Annotated in this window: 21 protein-coding genes; 7 read left to right on the top strand and 14 right to left on the bottom strand. The window is 44.4% G+C overall.

From position 1 onward, the window contains the following. Nucleotides 1–9: 9 nt before the first annotated feature. On the bottom strand, nt 10–1200 hold the full coding sequence (locus AB4114_RS11960) for an NAD(P)/FAD-dependent oxidoreductase (RefSeq protein WP_056613596.1): 1191 nt from the start codon (nt 1198–1200) through the stop codon (nt 10–12). Between the two features lie 392 nt (nt 1201–1592). Here AB4114_RS11960 and AB4114_RS11955 point away from each other — a divergent pair, with 392 nt between their 5' ends. After that, nucleotides 1593–2594, top strand: a complete 1002-nt coding sequence (locus AB4114_RS11955; protein ID WP_441988661.1) for an NAD(P)/FAD-dependent oxidoreductase — start codon at nt 1593–1595, stop codon at nt 2592–2594. 61 nt (nt 2595–2655) lie between these two features. Here AB4114_RS11955 and AB4114_RS11950 read toward each other — a convergent pair whose 3' ends face one another. Together AB4114_RS11950 and AB4114_RS11945 are read right to left on the bottom strand one after the other, a co-directional pair. Beyond that, nucleotides 2656–2856: a hypothetical protein gene (locus tag AB4114_RS11950; RefSeq protein WP_441988660.1), complete on the bottom strand. Its 201-nt coding sequence runs from the start codon at nt 2854–2856 to the stop codon at nt 2656–2658. A gap of 38 nt (nt 2857–2894) precedes the next feature. Further along, nucleotides 2895–3140: a sporulation histidine kinase inhibitor Sda gene (locus tag AB4114_RS11945; protein WP_216855846.1), complete on the bottom strand. Its 246-nt coding sequence runs from the start codon at nt 3138–3140 to the stop codon at nt 2895–2897. 255 nt (nt 3141–3395) lie between these two features. Between AB4114_RS11945 and AB4114_RS11940 the strand changes: the two genes are divergently transcribed. Then, complete coding sequence (locus tag AB4114_RS11940; RefSeq protein ID WP_441988659.1) at nt 3396–3563, top strand: mechanosensitive ion channel protein MscL; 168 nt, start codon at nt 3396–3398, stop codon at nt 3561–3563. Nucleotides 3564–3605: 42 nt separating this feature from the next. On the opposite strand, the gene AB4114_RS11935 is transcribed toward AB4114_RS11940, so the two are convergent. Continuing rightward, nucleotides 3606–4286 (bottom strand): glycoside hydrolase family 73 protein, encoded by a 681-nt coding sequence (locus tag AB4114_RS11935; protein WP_441988658.1) that lies wholly within the window; start codon nt 4284–4286, stop codon nt 3606–3608. 158 nt (nt 4287–4444) lie between these two features. Here AB4114_RS11935 and AB4114_RS11930 point away from each other — a divergent pair, with 158 nt between their 5' ends. Further along, nucleotides 4445–5494: a MerR family transcriptional regulator gene (locus AB4114_RS11930; protein ID WP_441988657.1), complete on the top strand. Its 1050-nt coding sequence runs from the start codon at nt 4445–4447 to the stop codon at nt 5492–5494. Nucleotides 5495–5575: 81 nt separating this feature from the next. Further along, nucleotides 5576–6262: a class I SAM-dependent methyltransferase gene (locus AB4114_RS11925; RefSeq protein WP_441988656.1), complete on the top strand. Its 687-nt coding sequence runs from the start codon at nt 5576–5578 to the stop codon at nt 6260–6262. Nucleotides 6263–6729: 467 nt separating this feature from the next. On the opposite strand, the gene AB4114_RS11920 is transcribed toward AB4114_RS11925, so the two are convergent. Further along, nucleotides 6730–7101, bottom strand: coding sequence for a HesB/IscA family protein (locus tag AB4114_RS11920; protein WP_441988655.1), 372 nt, complete (start codon nt 7099–7101; stop codon nt 6730–6732). A 113-nt stretch (nt 7102–7214) separates the two neighbouring features. Further along, on the bottom strand, nt 7215–7382 hold the full coding sequence (locus AB4114_RS11915; RefSeq protein WP_441988737.1) for a Spo0E family sporulation regulatory protein-aspartic acid phosphatase: 168 nt from the start codon (nt 7380–7382) through the stop codon (nt 7215–7217). 354 nt (nt 7383–7736) lie between these two features. Here AB4114_RS11915 and mqnE point away from each other — a divergent pair, with 354 nt between their 5' ends. Together mqnE and AB4114_RS11905 are read left to right on the top strand one after the other, a co-directional pair. Beyond that, nucleotides 7737–8843 (top strand): aminofutalosine synthase MqnE, encoded by a 1107-nt coding sequence (mqnE, locus tag AB4114_RS11910; protein WP_441988654.1) that lies wholly within the window; start codon nt 7737–7739, stop codon nt 8841–8843. Nucleotides 8844–8883: 40 nt separating this feature from the next. After that, nucleotides 8884–9948: an NAD(P)/FAD-dependent oxidoreductase gene (locus tag AB4114_RS11905; RefSeq protein ID WP_441988736.1), complete on the top strand. Its 1065-nt coding sequence runs from the start codon at nt 8884–8886 to the stop codon at nt 9946–9948. A 15-nt stretch (nt 9949–9963) separates the two neighbouring features. Here AB4114_RS11905 and AB4114_RS11900 read toward each other — a convergent pair whose 3' ends face one another. Continuing rightward, nucleotides 9964–10218, bottom strand: a complete 255-nt coding sequence (locus tag AB4114_RS11900) for a YuzB family protein (RefSeq protein WP_056613522.1) — start codon at nt 10216–10218, stop codon at nt 9964–9966. Between the two features lie 96 nt (nt 10219–10314). On the opposite strand from AB4114_RS11900, the gene AB4114_RS11895 reads away from it, so the two are divergent. Next, the gene (locus AB4114_RS11895; RefSeq protein ID WP_028558591.1) at nt 10315–10560 is read left to right on the top strand and encodes a NifU family protein; all 246 of its coding nucleotides are present in this window, start codon (nt 10315–10317) and stop codon (nt 10558–10560) included. A gap of 62 nt (nt 10561–10622) precedes the next feature. Here AB4114_RS11895 and AB4114_RS11890 read toward each other — a convergent pair whose 3' ends face one another. The 7 genes from AB4114_RS11890 to AB4114_RS11860 all read right to left on the bottom strand — a co-directional run bounded on the left by AB4114_RS11890 (nt 10623) and on the right by AB4114_RS11860 (nt 19068). Next, nucleotides 10623–11411, bottom strand: coding sequence for an SDR family oxidoreductase (locus tag AB4114_RS11890; RefSeq protein WP_441988653.1), 789 nt, complete (start codon nt 11409–11411; stop codon nt 10623–10625). 6 nt (nt 11412–11417) lie between these two features. After that, nucleotides 11418–12125 carry a Cthe_2314 family HEPN domain-containing protein gene (locus tag AB4114_RS11885; protein ID WP_171631951.1) on the bottom strand — a complete coding sequence of 236 codons (708 nt, stop codon included), beginning with the start codon at nt 12123–12125 and terminating at the stop codon, nt 11418–11420. A gap of 49 nt (nt 12126–12174) precedes the next feature. After that, on the bottom strand, nt 12175–13143 hold the full coding sequence (locus AB4114_RS11880) for a DMT family transporter (RefSeq protein WP_441988652.1): 969 nt from the start codon (nt 13141–13143) through the stop codon (nt 12175–12177). Next, nucleotides 13140–14903: a UbiD family decarboxylase gene (locus AB4114_RS11875; RefSeq protein ID WP_441988651.1), complete on the bottom strand. Its 1764-nt coding sequence runs from the start codon at nt 14901–14903 to the stop codon at nt 13140–13142. The genes AB4114_RS11880 and AB4114_RS11875 overlap by 4 nt, the downstream gene beginning before the upstream one ends. A gap of 106 nt (nt 14904–15009) precedes the next feature. Continuing rightward, nucleotides 15010–15909, bottom strand: coding sequence for a COX15/CtaA family protein (locus AB4114_RS11870; RefSeq protein ID WP_441988650.1), 900 nt, complete (start codon nt 15907–15909; stop codon nt 15010–15012). Between the two features lie 524 nt (nt 15910–16433). Next, nucleotides 16434–16778, bottom strand: a complete 345-nt coding sequence (locus AB4114_RS11865) for a thioredoxin family protein (protein WP_441988649.1) — start codon at nt 16776–16778, stop codon at nt 16434–16436. A gap of 385 nt (nt 16779–17163) precedes the next feature. Continuing rightward, nucleotides 17164–19068, bottom strand: coding sequence for a heparinase II/III domain-containing protein (locus AB4114_RS11860; protein WP_441988648.1), 1905 nt, complete (start codon nt 19066–19068; stop codon nt 17164–17166). Nucleotides 19069–19086 lie beyond the last annotated feature (18 nt).

Here is a 19086-nt window from a genome sequence, read left to right as displayed (position 1 = left end):
GTTCCTTGACTAGAAACGGCCTTTACGTATAACTAGTGGAATTCCGCCAATAATGTAAAGGTATCTCATATCAACCACTTTTTTCATCATAGCAGCAACATTCCCTTTCAATTTACGGGAACCTACGATACCGATCGCTTGACCTTTACCAAGGGAAGCTACTGTACCTTTGTTCGAGTATTTGAAAGTTTTCATCTGCGATCCGCGAATTGACGCGATCAAGTTGTGAGCTACAGCTTCACCTTGTTGCATCGCAATTTGTGCTGTTGGTGGATATGGTCTGCCTTCATCATTCATCACGATGGAACAGTCACCCACAACATAAATATTATCAAAGCCTGGAGCATGAAGGTGCTCGTTAACTTTAATTCTACCGCGCATCGTTTCGAAGCCGGCTTCGTCTAGCATATGGTTTCCGCGGATACCGCCTGTCCACACAACTGTTGCAGCTTTGATGAACTCATCGCCAGCAATCAGAACGCCTTCTGGCGTACATTCTTTAATGGCTGTACCAATTTTGAAAGTAATACCTTTGTCCGTAAGAACTTTCATCGCGTACTCAACAAGCTCAGGATCGAAACCTGGCAATGCTGTTGGCGCAGCTTCAATATTATAAATCTTCACAAGGGAAGGATCCACATCGAACTCTTTGCATAGAAGAGGGATACGATCAGCAAGTTCACCGATGAATTCAATACCCGTAAATCCAGCGCCACCAATAACGAAAGTTAGGTAATCTTTGCGGTCTGGTTCACGCTTAAACTTCGCGAATTGATATTCAATGTGCTCACGAATAAAACGAACACTATTAATACTGCGAATATTCAGCGCATTTTCTTTCAGACCAGGAATTCCGAAAGTTTCCGCTTCGCCACCAAGTCCGATTACTAGGTAGTCGTAGGAAAGTGTTCCGTCTTCCAAAATAACTTTTTTCTCATGTGGACGAATTTGCGTAACTGTCGATTTCACGAAATCAACTTTAAATTCATCAATCAATTTCAAAATGTTCACGCGTGCATTTTCAGGATTATCTGTCCCGGCAGCAGGCATGTGGAGATGTGTTGTAATGTAGTGATAGTCATGCTTGTTAACAAGCGTAACATCAGCTTCGTTGTAGTTCAATTCCTTCTGCAACCGAATTGCAGCAAGGATTCCGCCGTAACCGGCTCCTAATATAACGATTCTTGGTATTCTACTCATGTCTCTCTCACTTCCATATCCGTATTTTGTCCCATGGTCTCTCTATCTTGTGAAAAATTACACAAACAGCTTCAAAAGTAGTATACTGCTACTAGTTTGCACGCTTTCGAAGTGAATTATGATAAAACAGGTGGAAATTCGTCACAACATGGTAAACCGATTCTCATGATATGATATAATTTTCATAAGTAAATATCAAGTGTCATTTTGCATAAAAAATCTTGTATTCTAGGCGTTTTAGCCTATCCAATCCATGTAAGCATTTACTTATCCTATCTATAAGCAATTTATATGTGAAATTTATAATTTTCTGTTTCCTTCAATAAAAGGGACGTTTATAATTAGTATGATTATCACTGTGTTACACTATGGGTTTGATCGGAGGTTCTATCATGAACGAAAGAGAAACCAGTCAAGACATCGTTGATATTATCGTAATTGGCGGCGGCCCTGCTGGCATGTTCGCATCATTTTATGCAGGGATGCGTCAAGCATCTGTGAAAATCATTGAAAGCATGCCACAACTTGGTGGTCAACTTGCAGCTCTTTATCCGGAAAAATACATTTATGACGTTGCAGGCTTCCCAAAAATTACAGCTCAAGAGCTTGTAAATAACTTATATGCTCAAATGAAACACTTTCCTATTCATATTTGTTTGGAAGAAAAAGTACATAATGTCGTTAAGAAAGAAGAACGTCTTTTTGAAATTACAACAGACAAAGGTGTACACCTAAGCCATGCTGTTATCATTTCGGGTGGTGTTGGCGCATTCGAGCCGCGCCGTCTTGAATTACCGGAAGCAGCGCAATTCGAAAAGAAAAATTTACATTACTTCGTAAGTGACCTGTATGCATTTGCCGGTCAAAAAGTACTTATTAGCGGTGGAGGTGATTCCGCAGTTGACTGGGCATTGATGCTTGAGCCGATTGCTGAGCAAGTAACCTTGATCCACCGTCGAGATAAATTCCGTGCGCATGAGCACAATGTAGAGAACTTAATGAATTCGAAGGTTAATATTGTTACACCCACTGAGATCACAAAACTTCACGGAACAGATCGTATCGAGCAAATTACACTTAAAAATATTAAATCCGGCGAAGAAAGCATCCACGATGTCGATGCCGTTATTATCAACTTCGGCTTCGTATCCTCTCTTGGACCGATTTCTGAATGGGGTCTTGACATCGAAAACGGCTCAATCGTTGTTGATTCCCGTATGGAAACAACGATCCCGGGTATCTTCGCTGCTGGCGATATTACGACATACCCTGGTAAATTGAAATTGATTGCTGTTGGGTTCGGTGAAGCACCTACGGCAATTAACAATGCCAAAGTTTACATTGACCCAAGTGCCAAGCTTTCACCAGGACATAGTTCGAACATGAAATTATAATGTTTAGAAATGAAAAGGGGTATTCTAACCTAATCTACGGATAAGGAGGAATACCCCTTTGTCATCTATATGTCCAGTTTGTAACGGCATGCAAGAATTGCAGACCTACTGTCCTGTGTGCTCGCAGCGTATGTGTGACCATGGTAAGCTGAGTGACTTGCTCGGTCCTTATTCGCCTTACGAGATAAACACTTCCTTGATTAACCAGGAAGGCGATGAGCCAGAGCTCTGCCTTCACCTCTTGAATTGCCCCGACTGTCATTCTAGCTTTACCTTGCAAATACGTGCTGAGTTGAATTTTTAATTAAGTGGTGCCTCGTCCTTAACCAACACGGATAGTTTTAATTTGCGTCTCTGTATTTCCGCGAGCAATAGTTCAAGAAAATCCGATTCTAATCGTAAATCTAGTGCCTTGTAATAAGAGTCGATCAATGTCTCATCGCTAATTTGTCTCACTGAAATCACCCATATTCTATAATTTAAACTAATAGTATCATGGGGTTTTTGATAGAACAAGCGTTCCGTTATCCACAGATAAGTGTGCATATCCTGTGGGTAAATTGTTAATATGTACCATAAGGGCTATCAAAGTATAGGGGGATACTGTGCATAAACTTATACACATCCAAAACTTGTAAATTGCTGATAAAAAAAAATGATCACTAATTTAGGTATTTTTAACGTTTATTTAACATAACCTTCATCTATTTCACAAAATTGAAAAGAAATTTTAATCGTCCGTTAATATTCATCGTCTACAATGATAGTAGAACAACAAATCAAACAAATCTAAGGAGCTGAATGAGTATGATCGTTTACGATATCGTGTTAAATGGAGAAATTAAAGAAACAATCAAACCTCGCAAGAACCGTTTGAAAGAAATTTATGCCTATATGCAGGAACAAACGAAGTTGATGCAAGCCAAATATGGTGAAAACGTAAGAATTAAAGGCCGAATGGTTTACTAACCTCATCAATACCCCTTTCGGCCCCTATGATTTCTTCCACATTTAAATAATGCCCTTGCGATGTAACACAGTTAATAAGCGATAGAAATCATAGCTTCCTTTCTCAGGTGTGTCGATCAAGCCAGCCTTAACTGCCGCATCAACGGCTGACTTGGCCCATGTTGGCACGATCGTCAAAGCGGCCTGTTCTTCGAGTGAGTGCACTCTACTTGTTAATTCTGAAATCTGGGCTTGTAAGTTCTCTAACATCCGTATGACCTCCTCATCGAAGAAGATTAACCCTTCCGTCGCTATAATTGCATTCAATTTACTTGGATAGGCAGGGTCAGTCGCGTATCCACTCTTCTGTAGTGCAGCTGTTTGAGTTTGTGGAATGCTTGCTGACCGAACTGCCGAATAACGCGCAGCTTGAAATAATAAATCTTGATCCCGAAATCCATCCTCAATGGAGCCGTATGCCCGAAAATCCCCCGGTACATCAAACACGTGATTCTCATTTATGAATTCCCATGTGCTTACAGATACACGATCGCCTTGCCAATAAGGCGTTAGTGCGCCATTTCCAACTTTATATCCAACCAAGTTATTCCAAGCGTTTATTTTACTCCCAGTTTCTAGTATTGCTTGTGCAATTCGAACAGAAGGGAAAATTGGCGAGCCTTCTAAACGAAGCTTCAAAGCAATCGGTGCAACGAGATCGATGAAATCCTTTCTAGTTGCCATTTGACTCCCTCCTTTCAAACAAAGACTAGTACTATCATCATAGTATATTCCACAATTTGGTAATGAGAGACGACTCCTATCTAGCTAGTCCACGCTATTTGCAACTTTACTTTTCCCTTACGTTAATGTTTATTTAAAGTGAGAGAAAGGGTGAAAGCATGCAAATTAAAGATGTTGCAAACAAATTGAATATTTCTCCAAGAGCCATCCGCTTTTATGAAGATAAAGGGCTTATTTCACCGTCTAAACAGGAAAATAATTCATATAGGACATTTACAGAAAAAGAAATATGGCGGCTGCAAACGATTATTTCGCTTCGTGAATCCGGTATGTCTGTTGCCGATATTCAAAAAGCCTTACAAGAAGTTGATGCCGATGATAAAGAGCAGCTTCAATACTATTTAGAAATACAACGGTCTGTTGTTTTTGCTCAATGGCTGGAGTTCAAGCAAATCATTGAAACGACGGATACCATGATTGATCTTCTGAAACAGAACAACTCACTTCCGATCGATGATATTTTCACACTCGCGGAAGGTTCTAAACGGCTTCGAGAAATGCGCAAAAGTTGGAAGGATACATGGAACTTTGATCAACAAGCCTTGACTCATGATGAACGGGTTTTACATAATGACCACGAGTATAAAGGATACGAGGAAGTTCTCGATCTAACACTTCAATGGGTAAAACCGAGGGTTGGGGAGAAAGGGCTCGATCTTGGGACAGGCACAGGTAATTTAGCAAGGCGATTTCTGCAAAAGGGCATTCACATGGCTGGCGTAGACCAGTCCAAAGAAATGATCAAGCAATGTCAAAGTAAACATCCGCAAATGGATATGAAACTCGGGAATTTCTTGGCCATTCCCTACATGGATAACCAATTCGATTTTGTCGTTACATCGTTTGCCTTTCACCATATTACGAACGAACAGCAATTGCTGGCTCTAGATGAAATGCGCCGCGTACTCAAGTCTCACGGCAGAATTTGCATAGCGGATTTAATGTTCGAAAATGAATCAGCCAAGGAACAATACATGCACGAATGTACAGCGAGCGGGCGAACAGATCTACTCACAACCCTGCAAGATCAGCATTATGCCATCTGCTCTTCCCTGCTAACTTGGTTTGACGAAAATGGTTATATTACCAAACATACGAAACTCAACGATTTGCTATATATCGTCTATGCAGTTCCCATTCAACCCTAAAAAAACGATGTCTTGACCTTCTCCTTACGTTACACATTATGATGACATTGTTTAACATACCCCTAAGGAGGAGATTACCACATGCCTAATCATGCAGACATTTATGCCAATCAAGCAGACATGTATGAACGACTCGTTTCCAAACAAGCAAGCTTATATGAAACCATTCAAACCATCATCCCCGTTGAAGGTCTAGACATTATCGACATGGGAGCCGGTGCTGGAAGATTAACCCGTATTCTCGCTCCACAAGCAAAGTCCATTGTAGCTTTAGATGAATCTGAATCTATGCTGCGAATTACCGCAGATCATCTTGGGAAAGCTGAGTTGCACAATTGGCGAACACAAGTTACTGACCATAGGCATTTACCTGCCGCCAGTCACAGTGCAGATTTAATCGTATCCGGTTGGAGTATTTGCTACCTTGGAAATTCGGATGTCGATCAATGGGAAGCCAATATTCACCAAATTATAGGCGAAATCAGAAGAGTTCTGCGGCCAGGCGGTACGGTCATTATTATCGAGAACTTCGGAACCGGCTCCGAAACACCCCATCCGCCTGACTTCTTGATGAATTATTATAGGCTGCTTGAATCCGAGTATGGTTTTTCTCATACGTGGATACGGACCGATTATACGTTTGAGAGCGTAGATGAGGCCGAGATGCTTACGCGATTTTTCTTTGGCGACGCGATAGCTAACAAGGTTGTTAGTGAGCAGTTGAGTGTGTTGCCTGAATGTGCGGGTGTTTGGTGGTTAACGGTGTAAGTGTCGTTGGTTTACTTTGAAAAGGGAACGTAGATGCGCTATTTCGCCGAAATCACTTGAAATATATACCAAGAGGAACGAAGATTCGCTATTTCCCTTATTTCCGAGGACTTTGGTGTTTCTGGCCAAAATAGGGCACTGTCGTTCCCCTTGGATGCTCATTTCGTTGAATTATTCGAAAATAGCGTATCCTAGTTCCCTTTCTCAGAACACAAAAAACCTTCTGAACTAAGGAAACAACTTCACTTAGCTTTGTAATAGTCTTGGCTTCTTCAGCACAAAAAAACCTCCTAAGTATGTGTTTAACATCAACACACAAACTTAGAAGGTTGCGTACATTCAATTAAATGATTGCGGATTGTTGAAATTCTTTTGCAATCCTTAATCTACTCTTACTCTCATTGTTCTCATTAACAAGGTGTAATATTCAAGCGATAAATCCGCTCAAATCCCCCGTAACCCCTTACTTAAGCCTCAACCTTTTCATCACAAGGCTCAGGTGTTCCTTCATAATCAGCTGGCTTGAAGGAAGAGCCACACCCACAGGATGCTACAGCATTAGGGTTATTGATGGTAAAACCGCCGCCCATGCCTTTGTCTTCGAAGTCGATTTGGACGCCGTATAAATACTTAGCGCTCTCTTCATCCACGACAACCTTCACGCCGTGAATGGTAAATTCTTTATCGTCAGACTTTTGATCATCGTCGAAGCCCATTCCATAAGAAAAGCCGCTGCAACCACCAGCCTTCACGCCAAGGCGTAAGAAAAGATTCGGTGATTCTTCCGATGCCAAAAGCTCTTTAATTTTCTCACTTGCAGATTCACTTATATTAATCATAATGGAAATCCCTCCTTGGTTTTTCCCTGTAAATTAAGGAAAACTGGCATTGGTATTACGAAGTGCTTGCTATAAGTATACTCCTAATCCATCCGATGCTCAAGGGCAGCTGTTCACTGTTTAGAACGTCTTGTGGCATAATACTGCAATAGTAACTGGTCCAGATCTCGACTACATTTCTGCACGTCAGGATGAAGGAAACCATGCGAGGTCCCTAAACTAACCATTTTGCCTCGAAGTTGTTCAATTTTAATATGAAGTCGTTCCTGCGGTTCGGTCACGAATAATGGTAGCACGATTATTATCACCTTTAGCCCTTACGTAATCACATTGCAATAGTATACAGGAATTTGTTAATATTGGGAATAACATTTCGCCGATTTCATCGAAAAAATATAGGTCATGGATAAGATTGTCGATTTATCTTCAACGTTCTGATGTTGCCCCTCCCAAGTAGGAGGTTTATAATAAGAGAGATGGATAGCTTGTATCGATATAAATCTGGTTGTGAATTCCTTAACCGAACTGGTTGACAGGTACGCGAGCAACTCACACCACCTAACGCACCTAGTCCTAACTGCTGGCTGCGTCGTTTCATTATGCGGTTTATTTTATTTTCATAGGAGGCATGGAGCATGAGTATTACGACAGTAGACCCGATCAAACGGATGGCTGAGATTGCTGACAAAGTTGAGAACGGCGAACGTCTGACCATGGAAGATGGACTGTTTTTATATGAATCTGACGATCTTTTAACCATCGGTCAATTAGCGAATAAAGTGAATACACGATTGAATGGGAACAAGGTGTATTTTGTACAAAATATGAGCTTATATTTCACGAATGTCTGTGAGGAGCATTGTTCATTTTGTCATTTCCGCCGCGACGAAGGTCAAGAAGGTGCTTATACCTTAACACCAGATCAGATGTTAGATTATATCGCTGAGAATTTTAACCCTGAAATTAAGGAATTCCATATTAGTCAGGGGCATAACCCTCATCTGCCTTTTGAGTATTACGTTGATTGCATTCGTCGCTTAAAGCAAGCATACCCGGATGTCACGATTAAAGCTCATACTGCTGCCGAGATCGAATTCTTCTCGCGTATTAGCGGCCTCAGCTATCGAGATGTACTTAAGGCATTAATGGATGCTGGACTTTCCACACTTCCTGGCGGAGGAGCCGAAATTCTTACGGAACGTTACCGTTCAAAAATGAAGGTCGAAAAAGCTTCCACTGAAGAATGGTTAGACGTTCATCGTCAAGCTCATCTTCTAGGGATGAAAACACACGCGACCATGCTATATGGATCCATTGAAACGAAAGAAGAACGGATTCGCCATATGATGTTGCTGCGCGAGCTGCAAGACGAAACAGGCGGTTTCCTCGTATTCATTCCTAATTCTGTTCAGCCAGCGAGCAAAAATGCAAGTCTTAAACGTTTCGTTCCTGCTTGGGACGAACTCAAAACGATGGCGATTAGCCGCCTAATGTTGGACAATTTCCCACATATTAAAGCTTACTTCATCAATATCGGAACGAAACTTACGCAACTTTCCTTCACATTCGGTGCTTCAGATGCTCACGGCACGATCGTGAAAGAGAAAATCTCACATGCTGCTGGCGCTCTTTCACCAGAAGGTTTAACACGCGATGAGATTGTATGGCTCATTCAAGGTGCGGGCCGCGTCGCGGTTGAGCGAGACACCTTTTATAATGAAATCAAAGTGTATGAGAGATAATAGAGAATAGATCATCGTTCAGAAGGGATATTGGTTGGCTATGAAAAAGTTTGTCATTCTCGGAGGAGGCTATGGCGGTCTGACCATAGCTTTGAATTTGCTGGAAAAGGATTTACCAGACGACACTGAACTTATTATGATTGATCGCAGTCCATTCCAAGGCCTCAAAACGGAATATTATGCACTAGCTTCCGGTACCATTGCTGAAACGCATATTCGTGTAGCTTATCCCGATGATTCGCGGCTTCAGCTTGTTTACGGAGAAGTATCTGATGTTAATCTCGAAACGAAACAAATCAACTTCCACGACAAAGAACCCATCTCCTACGACTGGCTAGTCATTGGACTTGGTTGTGTTGACAGTTATCATGGTATTACTGGCGCTCAGGAGTTTTCGTCCAGTATCCAGACACTGGCTCAAACGCGGGCAACGTATCAGAAAATAAACAACATCAATCCATACGGACAAGTATCCATCATTGGTGGGGGACTTAGCGGTGTAGAAATGGCTTCAGAACTTCGTGAAAGCCGCCCTGACTTGAACATCCGATTAATTGATCGTGGTCCTAGTCTGCTCTCCGCTTTCCCTACGAATCTGCAGCAATATGTGCGTGAATGGATGATCGAACATCATATTGAGCTGCGTACACAAGTATCGCTTGTTCGATTAGATGGCGGTGATTTGTACAATCAAGATGAAATTATCCGTACTGATGCGACAATTTGGACAGCGGGTATACAACCAACGCCTATTGTCGAAGCTTTGAATGTACCAAAAGACCGTCAAGGACGTATTCTATTAAACGAATACCACCAAATCCCGAACTTTGAGGAAGTTTACGTCGTAGGTGACTGCGCGTCCCTACCGTTCTCACCAAGTGCCCAAGCTGCACAAGCGCAAGGTAAACAAATAGCCGAAGTCATCCAAGCGATTTGGAAAGGCGATGCACCTAAACTTGGTAAAATCAAGCTGCGAGGCACACTCGGTTCACTTGGCAAAAAGAGCGGCTTCGGCATCATGGGAAAACGTACGCTAATGACAGGGAAAATTGCTCGTATGTTGAAAAGCGGCGTGCTTTGGAAATCCAAACGCCACTTCGGTTAGGTTAGCTAGATCGGCTTATTCACTAAGCAAATCATACATGGCCTCTATCTCTTTGATCTTTTCCAAAATAAGAACATGGAGGCTCTCGGCGCTTTCTGCGGCAATGATTTCTCCGTTGACTAGCGCGTAAGGCTCCATGTAGCACTGGCCACAGTTGCCCAGACAGCCGTATTCCATGACATCAAATTCCGGATTTTGTTCAAGGTCTTTCATTACTTTATCTGTTCCTGTGTGCATATTGCTGGCACAAAATTCTATAATTGGTCGCATTTAAAAATTCCACCCCATGCTGATAGTTTCAAGCCTCAAACCATTTTCATTTAAAGCGTATTGTACTATAATAGATAAAGAAAGGAGATGAATCAAATGACAGAAAAAACCAAAGAAGCGATTTACGATGAAGTTCTTGAGGTTTTAGATAAACTTCGTCCTTTCCTACAACGTGATGGCGGTGACGTCGATCTAGTTGATGTGGAAGACGGAATCGTAAAACTTAAACTTATGGGTGCCTGCGGCAGCTGCCCGAGCTCAACGATCACTTTGAAAGCTGGTATTGAGCGCGCATTGGTTGAAGAGGTAGAAGGCATAACAGAAGTCGTACAGGTATTCTAATTACGACTATATCATAAAGAAGAGCTTACCTCTATGGTAAGCTCTTTTTGCTATGCCGCGTTCTATTTACGTTGTTTGAGCACGGGTATTGGCTGAATAGGATCCAACGCGCCAGAGATATCCATAATATTGCCTGTGATAAAATCCGAGTTAGGCGAGCAGAGGAAATCGATGACACGCGCTACATCCTCACCCGTTCCCGGTCGGCCAACAGGTGTTTCGCCATCAACTTCTAAGCGAGCTTCTTCCATGGTGCGTTCTTTGTTCTTCCCGCGAATGTCGCCCGGACAAATCATGTTCACCGTGATCCCATGCGCGGCTTCTTCTTCGGCTAATGTTTTGGTAAAGGAAACTAACCCTACTTTGGCAGCCGCATAAGCAGCTCTGTGCGTCCAACCTCTCGCTTCAGCCGCTTTCCCAAAGCCGAAATGGATAATACGCCCCCATCTGCGCTCTCTCATCATAGGCAGCACAAGATGATCCAACTCCATTACGCCGATCAGATTCCCTCGCATTAAATAGTCTATTTCGTCCATGCTGTAATCAGCGAAAAAACGCCGTTCACGAACAAAAGGCCCTGCGTTATTGACAAGTATATCTATCGGCCCCAACTGTGAGGCCGTTTCTTCAACCATGCGAAAGATGTCCTCGCGCTTGGCTACATCTCCCTGCACCGCGATGCTGCGAACGCCCATATCCTTCAATTGATGTACGAGTTCTGCAGCTTCCTTCTCACTTGTTACATAATTCACAGCAACCTGGCAGCCCTTCTTGGCTAAGGTCAATGCCGTCATTTTGCCCAGACCCTTGGCACTGCCTGTCACAAGCACTGTTCGACCTCTTAATGGCATGGTCCCCTACCCCTTTGTCACATATGCCGTGATATAAGTAAATGCTATTGTTAAGGTTCGGCATACCATGTCAAATCCCTGCTGCAAATCGGATAAATTCAGCTTCACATCCTCAATATGAACGCGTTCACCGAGCAGCGGCTCTTTCTGCATAAGATCGTCTAACATCTCAGCATTAATATAATGCATTTCCATATTACGTAGATTGCGGAGTCGTTCTAACGGCACTTTATACGTCATTTTGAGGGTATAAAGCTGCAGTTCTAACGAGCCATGAAGATGCTTCTCATGCATATGGCGGAGTACCGTAAAGTACGAAAATCGCGATTTCACGGTTTCGGTCTTCAGGGCGAAGAGGTCATTCATAAAGGTTCCTAGTTTATCAAAAACAGAAAAAAGACGGATGAACGCATTTTTGTAGAAATACACAAAGCGTTGATAATCATCTGTTTCTTGCGGAGTCATTTCTTCCAAATAGCCTTTAACAATCCGCTCACCATATCGCTCACAGCAATATTTGCTCTGTTCGAGCTCATCTAAGGCATCAATAAAACCCTTGCTCCATATCGCTTGCCGATGAAAGATCGAATGCACCGTGGAGAGGTGACTCTGTTCCGTTTCGATCTGTTTCATATAGGCTCTCACCGCATCGAAAGCTTCCAGCAGGAGTCCGCTGTCGATACGTTCCGGCTCATTAAATAACACACGAAGCATAAGATCACCTCCTTTTTATCCAAATAATAAGCGATCTCGCATAGCCCAGTTACTTCGTTAACGTCGTGGTCGTTGGTGCAGGTACAGGTGCCCGTTTGACGCTGGATGTACGATCACGCTGCACGAAAAACATCGCGGCTAACACACCTACGCCACCAAGATACTGACTTAACGAGATCGATTCTCCTAGAAAAAAGAAACCGCCAAGTGCAGCTGTAACCGGAAGTAAATACCCATAGGCCGATGCTTTGAAAGGCCCCAGTTTGGCTAAACTCCAATTGTGTAAGGAGAAACCTACCGCTGTTGCCAGCAATGAGGTATAGATTAAGCTAATCCAACCTGTCTGTGAGATCGCGGCGAAGTAAGCACCATCTGCACGCATTAGCACGAACGGTAATAAAGACAAGGCTCCAGCGGTCATTTCAAGTGAAATTAAAATCGGAAGCGGATACTTCACAACTAAACGGTTCATCCCAATGAGATAAATGGCTCCCATAAAACTGCGCATTAGCAATAGAATATCACCGCGAAATGTTTCACTGCCCAAGTGAAAGCCTTCGGCTCCCCCCGAGACAATGAGGATCACACTGCCGAGCGCCAAGGGAATTCCGATGAGAATTCGCCATGTAATCTTCACTTGCCTAGCCATGACGGCAATAAGCACTGTAATTACTGGCATAAAACCTCGCCCAAGTACGGCACCATTCGCAGCGTTGGAAAACTGTAAAGCATATTGCAGCAGTGCTTCCATCCCTACGGCATTAAGTATCCCTAACCCACAAATAAGCAGAAGATCACGACCCGCAATTTGGAAACGAAGTGACCGAGAACGATAATAGAAGTAAGTATAGACCCACAGGATTGGAATCATACTTGCGAAGCGCAGTCCATTAAAGACGAGACTGTCCCATTCTCTTCCGCCGATTTTGAGAGAAGCTAGATTGATCCCCCACAGCAAATAGACCAATACAAATCCCAAATGCGGATAGATCGCTCGTAATCGTCCCGAGCTTATCACGCGAAGTATTCCTTCCATCTGCGATCAACGAGTTCAACAATATCTTCCCGCGGGAACAGCTCGTCTGGATAGCCAGGTTTCATTCGAGCGTCAATGACAATTGGAACTTCATATGCAATATGATGTCGGTTCACACTGGATTGCGCGTACATATCACTTGCAGGGTTAAACCGTGTGAAGACCGTCCATAAGAATTTCGTTTGGTCATTCGCGATATCACTAGCATCATCGACAAGGATGACCATAGGCCATTGCTTCAATCTGTCAGCTGCATTCGCAAGCAATCGTTGTGGTAACTCTGGCTCCGCTGCGTACGAGGCACCAGAGACAAGCAGACAGCCGCCACAGTACACAGCGATATCATGGATCTCAGGCAGTTCGCCCTCTGTGTATGCCCTTGGCAGCTCGCGTACAGGGTCACCTGTGCCGAGCAGTACGGCTTTCGAGCCGTGGTTGAGCTGGCCGCCGGTATAATCCAAGGTATCATGCGATGTTTTATTAAATATAAACAGATCCCGAGCCGGATCGAAACGTTCTAATACGGTTTCTAACAGCTGTGAGAAGTTCGCTAAGGTCGTCGGACGGTCCGTTACGATCAAGAACTTCGTGAGGGATAACTGACCCTCACCGAGGATCCGAAACGCCGTGCCGAGCGCCTCACGGCTGTAGCTTTCGCGGACGACAGCGGCTGCGAGCGGGTGGAACCCGGTCTCGGCATACGTCCACAGGTCTTTCACCCCTGGCATCGCCATTGGGAACGCGGGCTCGAGCAATCTTTGCAAGAATTCGCCAAGGAAGTAATCCTCTTGGCGGGGCTTGCCGACGATCGTCGCCGGATAGATCGCGTCTTTGCGGTGCCACACATGATTCACGTTGAACACAGGGAAATCATGCGTGAGTGAGTAATACCCGAAGTGGTCGCCGAACGGCCCTTCGGGGCGTCTGAGATGCGGCGGAACGGAGCCGCATATCGCGAACTCCGCCTCGGCTACGAGGCGGTGCCCCCCATGGGGATTCTCCACCATGGGCAGCTTCTGCCCGAGGATGAGCGAAGCGAGCATCAGCTCGGGCAGGTGCTCGGGCACCGGCGCAATCGCCGAAGCGATGAGCGCGGGCGGTCCGCCCAGGAACACGGTGACGGGCAGCGCTTGATTGCGCTTCTCGGCTTCGTGGTAGTGGAAGCCGCCGCCTTTGTGGATTTGCCAGTGCATCCCGGTGGTGAAGTCATCATACACCTGCATGCGATACATGCCCAGGTTATGATGACCGCCGTCTGGATGCTCGGTGTACACCAGCGGCAGCGTGACGAACGGGCCGCCGTCTTCTTGCCAACTCGTCAGGACAGGCAGTCCTGCCATCGGGTTGTCCTTCTTCAAGCCGCCGAGAATCGGCGCTTGATTCGGTTGGATCTTCTTCGTCCCGACTTTCATGAGGTCAAGGATAAGACCTCTTTCACCCCACAGCGCTTTGGGCGTAGGGGGCAACAACGAGTTCGTCGCGTTGATAACCGCTTTCATGAATTGCTCCGGCTTCGGACCGAAAGCCAGATCCACTCTTCTTGTTGTGCCGAAGAGGTTCGTCACGACAGGGAATGCGCTGCCTTTTACATTCGTGAACAGTAAAGCTGGCCCTTGCTCGTCGATGACGCGACGATGGATTTCTGCAAGCTCGAGATTCGGATCCACGGGAGCCGAGATTTCGATTAATTCATTTTCGCGTCGTAGAATCTCTAGAAACGCTCGAAGATTGGTTGGTACCATGGGAACTTCCACCTTTGTCTATGTAATGTTTACTCATTCTTTGGAGATGAAAAAGGAAATGGCCTTCCATTAGAAGGCCTTGTTGTGCCTATGCCGCATGATACTGCTAGGCTTTGCGATCATATAGCGTGAGTACACACAAATAACATAAGAATCCAAACATACAAGCCACAATAATAGCGTGAATCATACCTGTGAATAAATAGGCGACTTCATTCCCTAAAGACCAGGTTACGACTGCGCCGCTAATCACTTGAAGCGAAACGAGTATAAGTGCCCATTTGCTCCCGAACCAAAGTTTGTCTGTCTTTTGATAATAACGTCGCGCTTGCAGATAAAGAAATAAAATACAAACAAAAAGCAGCAAAGCGGCAATCCGATGTGTAAATACAATTCCTGTCGCACCGCTAAGTTCTGGAATCACTTCGCCATTACATAACGGCCAGCCATAGCAGCCACCAGAAGAAACGGTATGACGCACGAATGCTCCTAAATAAACAACGACATAGCTATAAATCGTGGTAAACCAAACGATCACTTTAAAGCTAGTATGAATCTGCGTTGTGCGTACAAATTGTCCCCACGGAGTAAACACGAGTGCAAGCAGCAGTGAGAAAGCAAAGGCGAGCAAGGATAATCCGAAATGAAGTGCTAGGACAAGGGAAGATTGCGGCCAAACAACGGCCAACGCGCCCATTGCTGCTTGAACCAGGGTCATGACCACTGTTGCTGTAATAAAGAATTTTGCATCTCTACGCTTCACATATCGGAAAACTAAGTAAAACGTTGCAACAAGTATCATGGTCACAATACCTACAACTAAGCGATGGCTGTACTCGATAAACGAAGAAATGGTATGTGCTGGAATGAATTTTCCATGACACAACGGCCACTCGTCTCCACAGCCCCGACCTGCGTCAGCTTTGGTTACTAAGGCCCCCATAGCAAGAATTAGAAACATGCCGATGGCTGATAAATTAGCTAATCTTTGGATCCATTTTTGCATGATTGCACCTACTTTATGTCATATCTACTGAGGATCATGTCGAATACTGTAGTTCCGCTTTCAATTATAGCTGTAATATGAAGGCATTTCCATTCGCAATTGTTACAAAGCTCCGAAACCACAAGGAATCGGTTTGTTGGCTTATCGCCGAGTTGCGCCCAACACTTGGAAAAAACATTATAGTGTGTGTAGTATGGAAGCATTTATTCCGAAGTGGATCTTGAAATGGAAAAAGACTGCCGTTAGTCCGATTTCTCCCAACTAAAACGATGATCGCTTTCATTGGTAGACCGTTAGTCCGATTCTGCCGAACTATTTACCTATTTTTCTTGCTTGAAGGTAGTTTGGGGCGATTTAGTTCGGCGATTTCGGACTAATTAGGATTTAATGATGCGGACAGTGAGATTAGTTCGGTCATTTCGGACTAAATAGGCGTCGGTCGGGGATCAACGTAAAAAAAACCGCCTTCGGATTAAACCGACGACGGTGTTGCTATTCCTGCTATCCTCTATGCCTTACTCCTTCTAAGGAGCTAAAGCATTCGAAACTTCAATTGCACGATCAAGGAATTGCTCGATTTCCTCACGGGTTTTACGCAGCTTGCTAACGAACCGAACGACCTCTTGACCGTTGCGGAAAGCAATGAAACTCGGGATGCCTAAGATGTTCAATTGTTCACACAAATCCGGGAATTCATCGCGATCCAGTTCAATGAAAGTGAGACGGCCTTCATAAGCTTGCTCCACTGCTGGCATAAAAGGGTCAATATAGTGGCAATCCTTACACCAAGTCGTTTTGAAAATGGCGATGGTCGCACCGGATTGCGAAATTTGTTCTTGAAATTGTTGTTCAGTCGATACTTTACGCATGGGACACCTCATCACTTCTGGCATTTACTCTCTTATAGCATGTGAGAAAATCAGTGTCAAGCGACTGGTCCAGTAAAATAAAGTTCGTTACCCAAAACCCAGTAATTACAAGGTTCCAAAAAATGTTTTACTCTTATTAAGTTCGTTAGTATGGGAACTCTCCTCTGCCAACACGCTTAAAAGTTGGAAATTAAAGTTCGTTATTTTCGTTTACTATTGTAATCACAAATAAAAAAATGACCAAGACTTTTTCTTGTCTTTGGTCATTTTTTTATTATTCAATTCATTGGGTCACACGATCTGTTTAAAAACCCTTATTTCCACATGTGTTATTTAATCAGTTAGTTGTAAGCTGTGCCCTCGTTAGATCATCATTTGGAACCATCTATCCCATTAGCGATGGAGTTACTGTGATCGTCGTAGGCCATGTACTCCGTTTGAGAGTCAGTTCCCATGAGGCTGTCTTCACCTTGTTAGCAGATTCTAGCACTAAACGGTACAAGCGATCTCCCCAAACCTTTTGGAGCTTTTCATCCGTCAATTCGATGATATCTACCTTGCATTTCACTTGAGGACCCGAGATAGAAATACATACCACTTCCTTGTTCTCAATAAAAAGCCATATCTCATTATTCTCATCGATCCGGGGCAGACAAGGAGTGATCAGATGCATACATACATCTCCGTATTCCTCCCGCAGAGCAACTTCCTCTGCAATGGTTACTTTAGATTCTGGCAAGCGATGAAGCGTTATTGTACGCAGCCATTTTGCTATGTCCGCTTCATCCGGATATGCCCCAGACAGATCTACCGACATCATGGCCTGATCTAGTTTTGTCTCATACTTGCAGGCTTTTGCCGAATATTTACGGCCTGCGAGTTGCTGATACCCGTTTATAGCGGGCAGGTTGTGATAGGAGGATTGCATGGTCCAGATCTCATACCTCCCTTCGGAGAAGGTTTGGGCCGTATACGTCCCCACTCCCGGGTCCACTAGAACTGGTTTGCCATCCAGATAGACGATGAATTGACCTATATCGTTATGGTTATGGTTTTCTGCATTGTGCCCGCCCTTGGCTGCGATATAGAAGCCTTCAGCCGTTCCACTAAACTCTCTGGCGGTCATGACCTGAAGGTCCGGCAGCCAGGCATCCGAAAGAAATATCTGATCTTCCCCAACCTCTGTCTGAATCCCGTCATAACAGGCGATCTCCGTTAGCTCTCGGTATAAAGAATCCGCTTGCAGCAACTTGCCCTGAAGACGACCCAGCTTGTGGAGATGCCTTCCAATCGCAGACAAGCTGCTGTTTCCAGTTCGTTCCCCATATCGATACAGGCATACGGGAATACCAAGATTGCGAGCAGCTCCATCAGCAAAGTTTACGAAGTAGTCGTCAGCTATGTACACCTTGGACATAAAGCGGCCTATCTCACGAATCAAAGACTCATCGAATATATCGATCCTTCCTCCACTTGCCACGTATAAATGTTCCAGACATTCAAACAAAGAGCCACCGGCGCGGTACCAGTACGAACTGCCCTCATCGCAACCGCCGTCCTTCGGGTAGTGTGCCAGGAACAAGTCCAATGTTCGCATTGCTTTGGTCACACAAGTTAAACGCTTATTCTGGTCAGATTCATGTAGTAGAATAACCGACAGACAATTAGAGGTACACCAAGGTGCCCAGTTGTTGATGCCGAAGGGATTTACCTCCAGCATCCACCAGAAATCGCTACGCGTAAGGTAAGGGGTGATGATACGCTGCTTCAATTCTCGGTGCATGCGGCTTACCAACAGCGGACTTACCTTAGCCAGGGGACGTTCCAATATATACAGAATCCAGGCCAGCAGCGCTCCTGTTTCACTTGCAAATAGATCAATGACTGGTTCATCGATATCAGTTATAGGTTCCATCTTACTTCTGGTCATATACAGATGAGCAGGAAGCACCCAGGTTGTTTCCTCGCAAATGGCCCAAATGCCGTTTACCAGATCATTCATGAATGTCCCTTTTCCCTCTAGCCACTCCCCCAGAGCCAGAGTCTGGAGTGCCCGTCGGCGGGCAAAATATCGGGATTCGTATAGTTTCCGATCACCACTCCTAGAAAACTCCATAAACAATGTAGCCGGCAAACACGGCCATTCATAATTCAAGTAACTCTCAGCGCGATTTTGCGCGTACTGCTTCAAAGCTTGAGGCAAGGCTCTTGCAACGCGATCAAGCGGAATCATCCGATCTACTGGCAGCAGCAAGTCATTCAAATTTCTGGCATAACGTTCAGTTAACATTTGATCCTCCATGTAGAT

This window comes from Paenibacillus sp. 2RAB27 (genome assembly GCF_052115445.1).
Classification (GTDB): domain Bacteria; phylum Bacillota; class Bacilli; order Paenibacillales; family NBRC-103111; genus Paenibacillus_E.
The sequence above is the reverse complement of the archived record's forward strand: the minus strand, read 5'-3'. Positions and strand labels throughout refer to the sequence as shown.

What these genes read in the sequence shown, in the direction of transcription:
- AB4114_RS11960 (WP_056613596.1), bottom strand. Translation starts at nt 1,200, where the DNA reads ATGAGTAGAATACCAAGAATCGTTATATTAGGAGCCGGTTACGGCGGA.
- AB4114_RS11955 (WP_441988661.1), top strand. Translation starts at nt 1,593, where the DNA reads ATGAACGAAAGAGAAACCAGTCAAGACATCGTTGATATTATCGTAATT.
- AB4114_RS11950 (WP_441988660.1), bottom strand. Translation starts at nt 2,856, where the DNA reads ATGACAGTCGGGGCAATTCAAGAGGTGAAGGCAGAGCTCTGGCTCATC.
- AB4114_RS11945 (WP_216855846.1), bottom strand. Translation starts at nt 3,140, where the DNA reads ATGCACACTTATCTGTGGATAACGGAACGCTTGTTCTATCAAAAACCC.
- AB4114_RS11940 (WP_441988659.1), top strand. Translation starts at nt 3,396, where the DNA reads ATGAGTATGATCGTTTACGATATCGTGTTAAATGGAGAAATTAAAGAA.
- AB4114_RS11935 (WP_441988658.1), bottom strand. Translation starts at nt 4,286, where the DNA reads ATGGCAACTAGAAAGGATTTCATCGATCTCGTTGCACCGATTGCTTTG.
- AB4114_RS11930 (WP_441988657.1), top strand. Translation starts at nt 4,445, where the DNA reads ATGCAAATTAAAGATGTTGCAAACAAATTGAATATTTCTCCAAGAGCC.
- AB4114_RS11925 (WP_441988656.1), top strand. Translation starts at nt 5,576, where the DNA reads ATGCCTAATCATGCAGACATTTATGCCAATCAAGCAGACATGTATGAA.
- AB4114_RS11920 (WP_441988655.1), bottom strand. Translation starts at nt 7,101, where the DNA reads ATGATTAATATAAGTGAATCTGCAAGTGAGAAAATTAAAGAGCTTTTG.
- mqnE (WP_441988654.1), top strand. Translation starts at nt 7,737, where the DNA reads ATGAGTATTACGACAGTAGACCCGATCAAACGGATGGCTGAGATTGCT.
- AB4114_RS11905 (WP_441988736.1), top strand. Translation starts at nt 8,884, where the DNA reads ATGAAAAAGTTTGTCATTCTCGGAGGAGGCTATGGCGGTCTGACCATA.
- AB4114_RS11900 (WP_056613522.1), bottom strand. Translation starts at nt 10,218, where the DNA reads ATGCGACCAATTATAGAATTTTGTGCCAGCAATATGCACACAGGAACA.
- AB4114_RS11895 (WP_028558591.1), top strand. Translation starts at nt 10,315, where the DNA reads ATGACAGAAAAAACCAAAGAAGCGATTTACGATGAAGTTCTTGAGGTT.
- AB4114_RS11890 (WP_441988653.1), bottom strand. Translation starts at nt 11,411, where the DNA reads ATGCCATTAAGAGGTCGAACAGTGCTTGTGACAGGCAGTGCCAAGGGT.
- AB4114_RS11885 (WP_171631951.1), bottom strand. Translation starts at nt 12,125, where the DNA reads ATGCTTCGTGTGTTATTTAATGAGCCGGAACGTATCGACAGCGGACTC.
- AB4114_RS11875 (WP_441988651.1), bottom strand. Translation starts at nt 14,903, where the DNA reads ATGGTACCAACCAATCTTCGAGCGTTTCTAGAGATTCTACGACGCGAA.
- AB4114_RS11870 (WP_441988650.1), bottom strand. Translation starts at nt 15,909, where the DNA reads ATGCAAAAATGGATCCAAAGATTAGCTAATTTATCAGCCATCGGCATG.
- AB4114_RS11865 (WP_441988649.1), bottom strand. Translation starts at nt 16,778, where the DNA reads ATGCGTAAAGTATCGACTGAACAACAATTTCAAGAACAAATTTCGCAA.
- AB4114_RS11860 (WP_441988648.1), bottom strand. Translation starts at nt 19,068, where the DNA reads ATGTTAACTGAACGTTATGCCAGAAATTTGAATGACTTGCTGCTGCCA.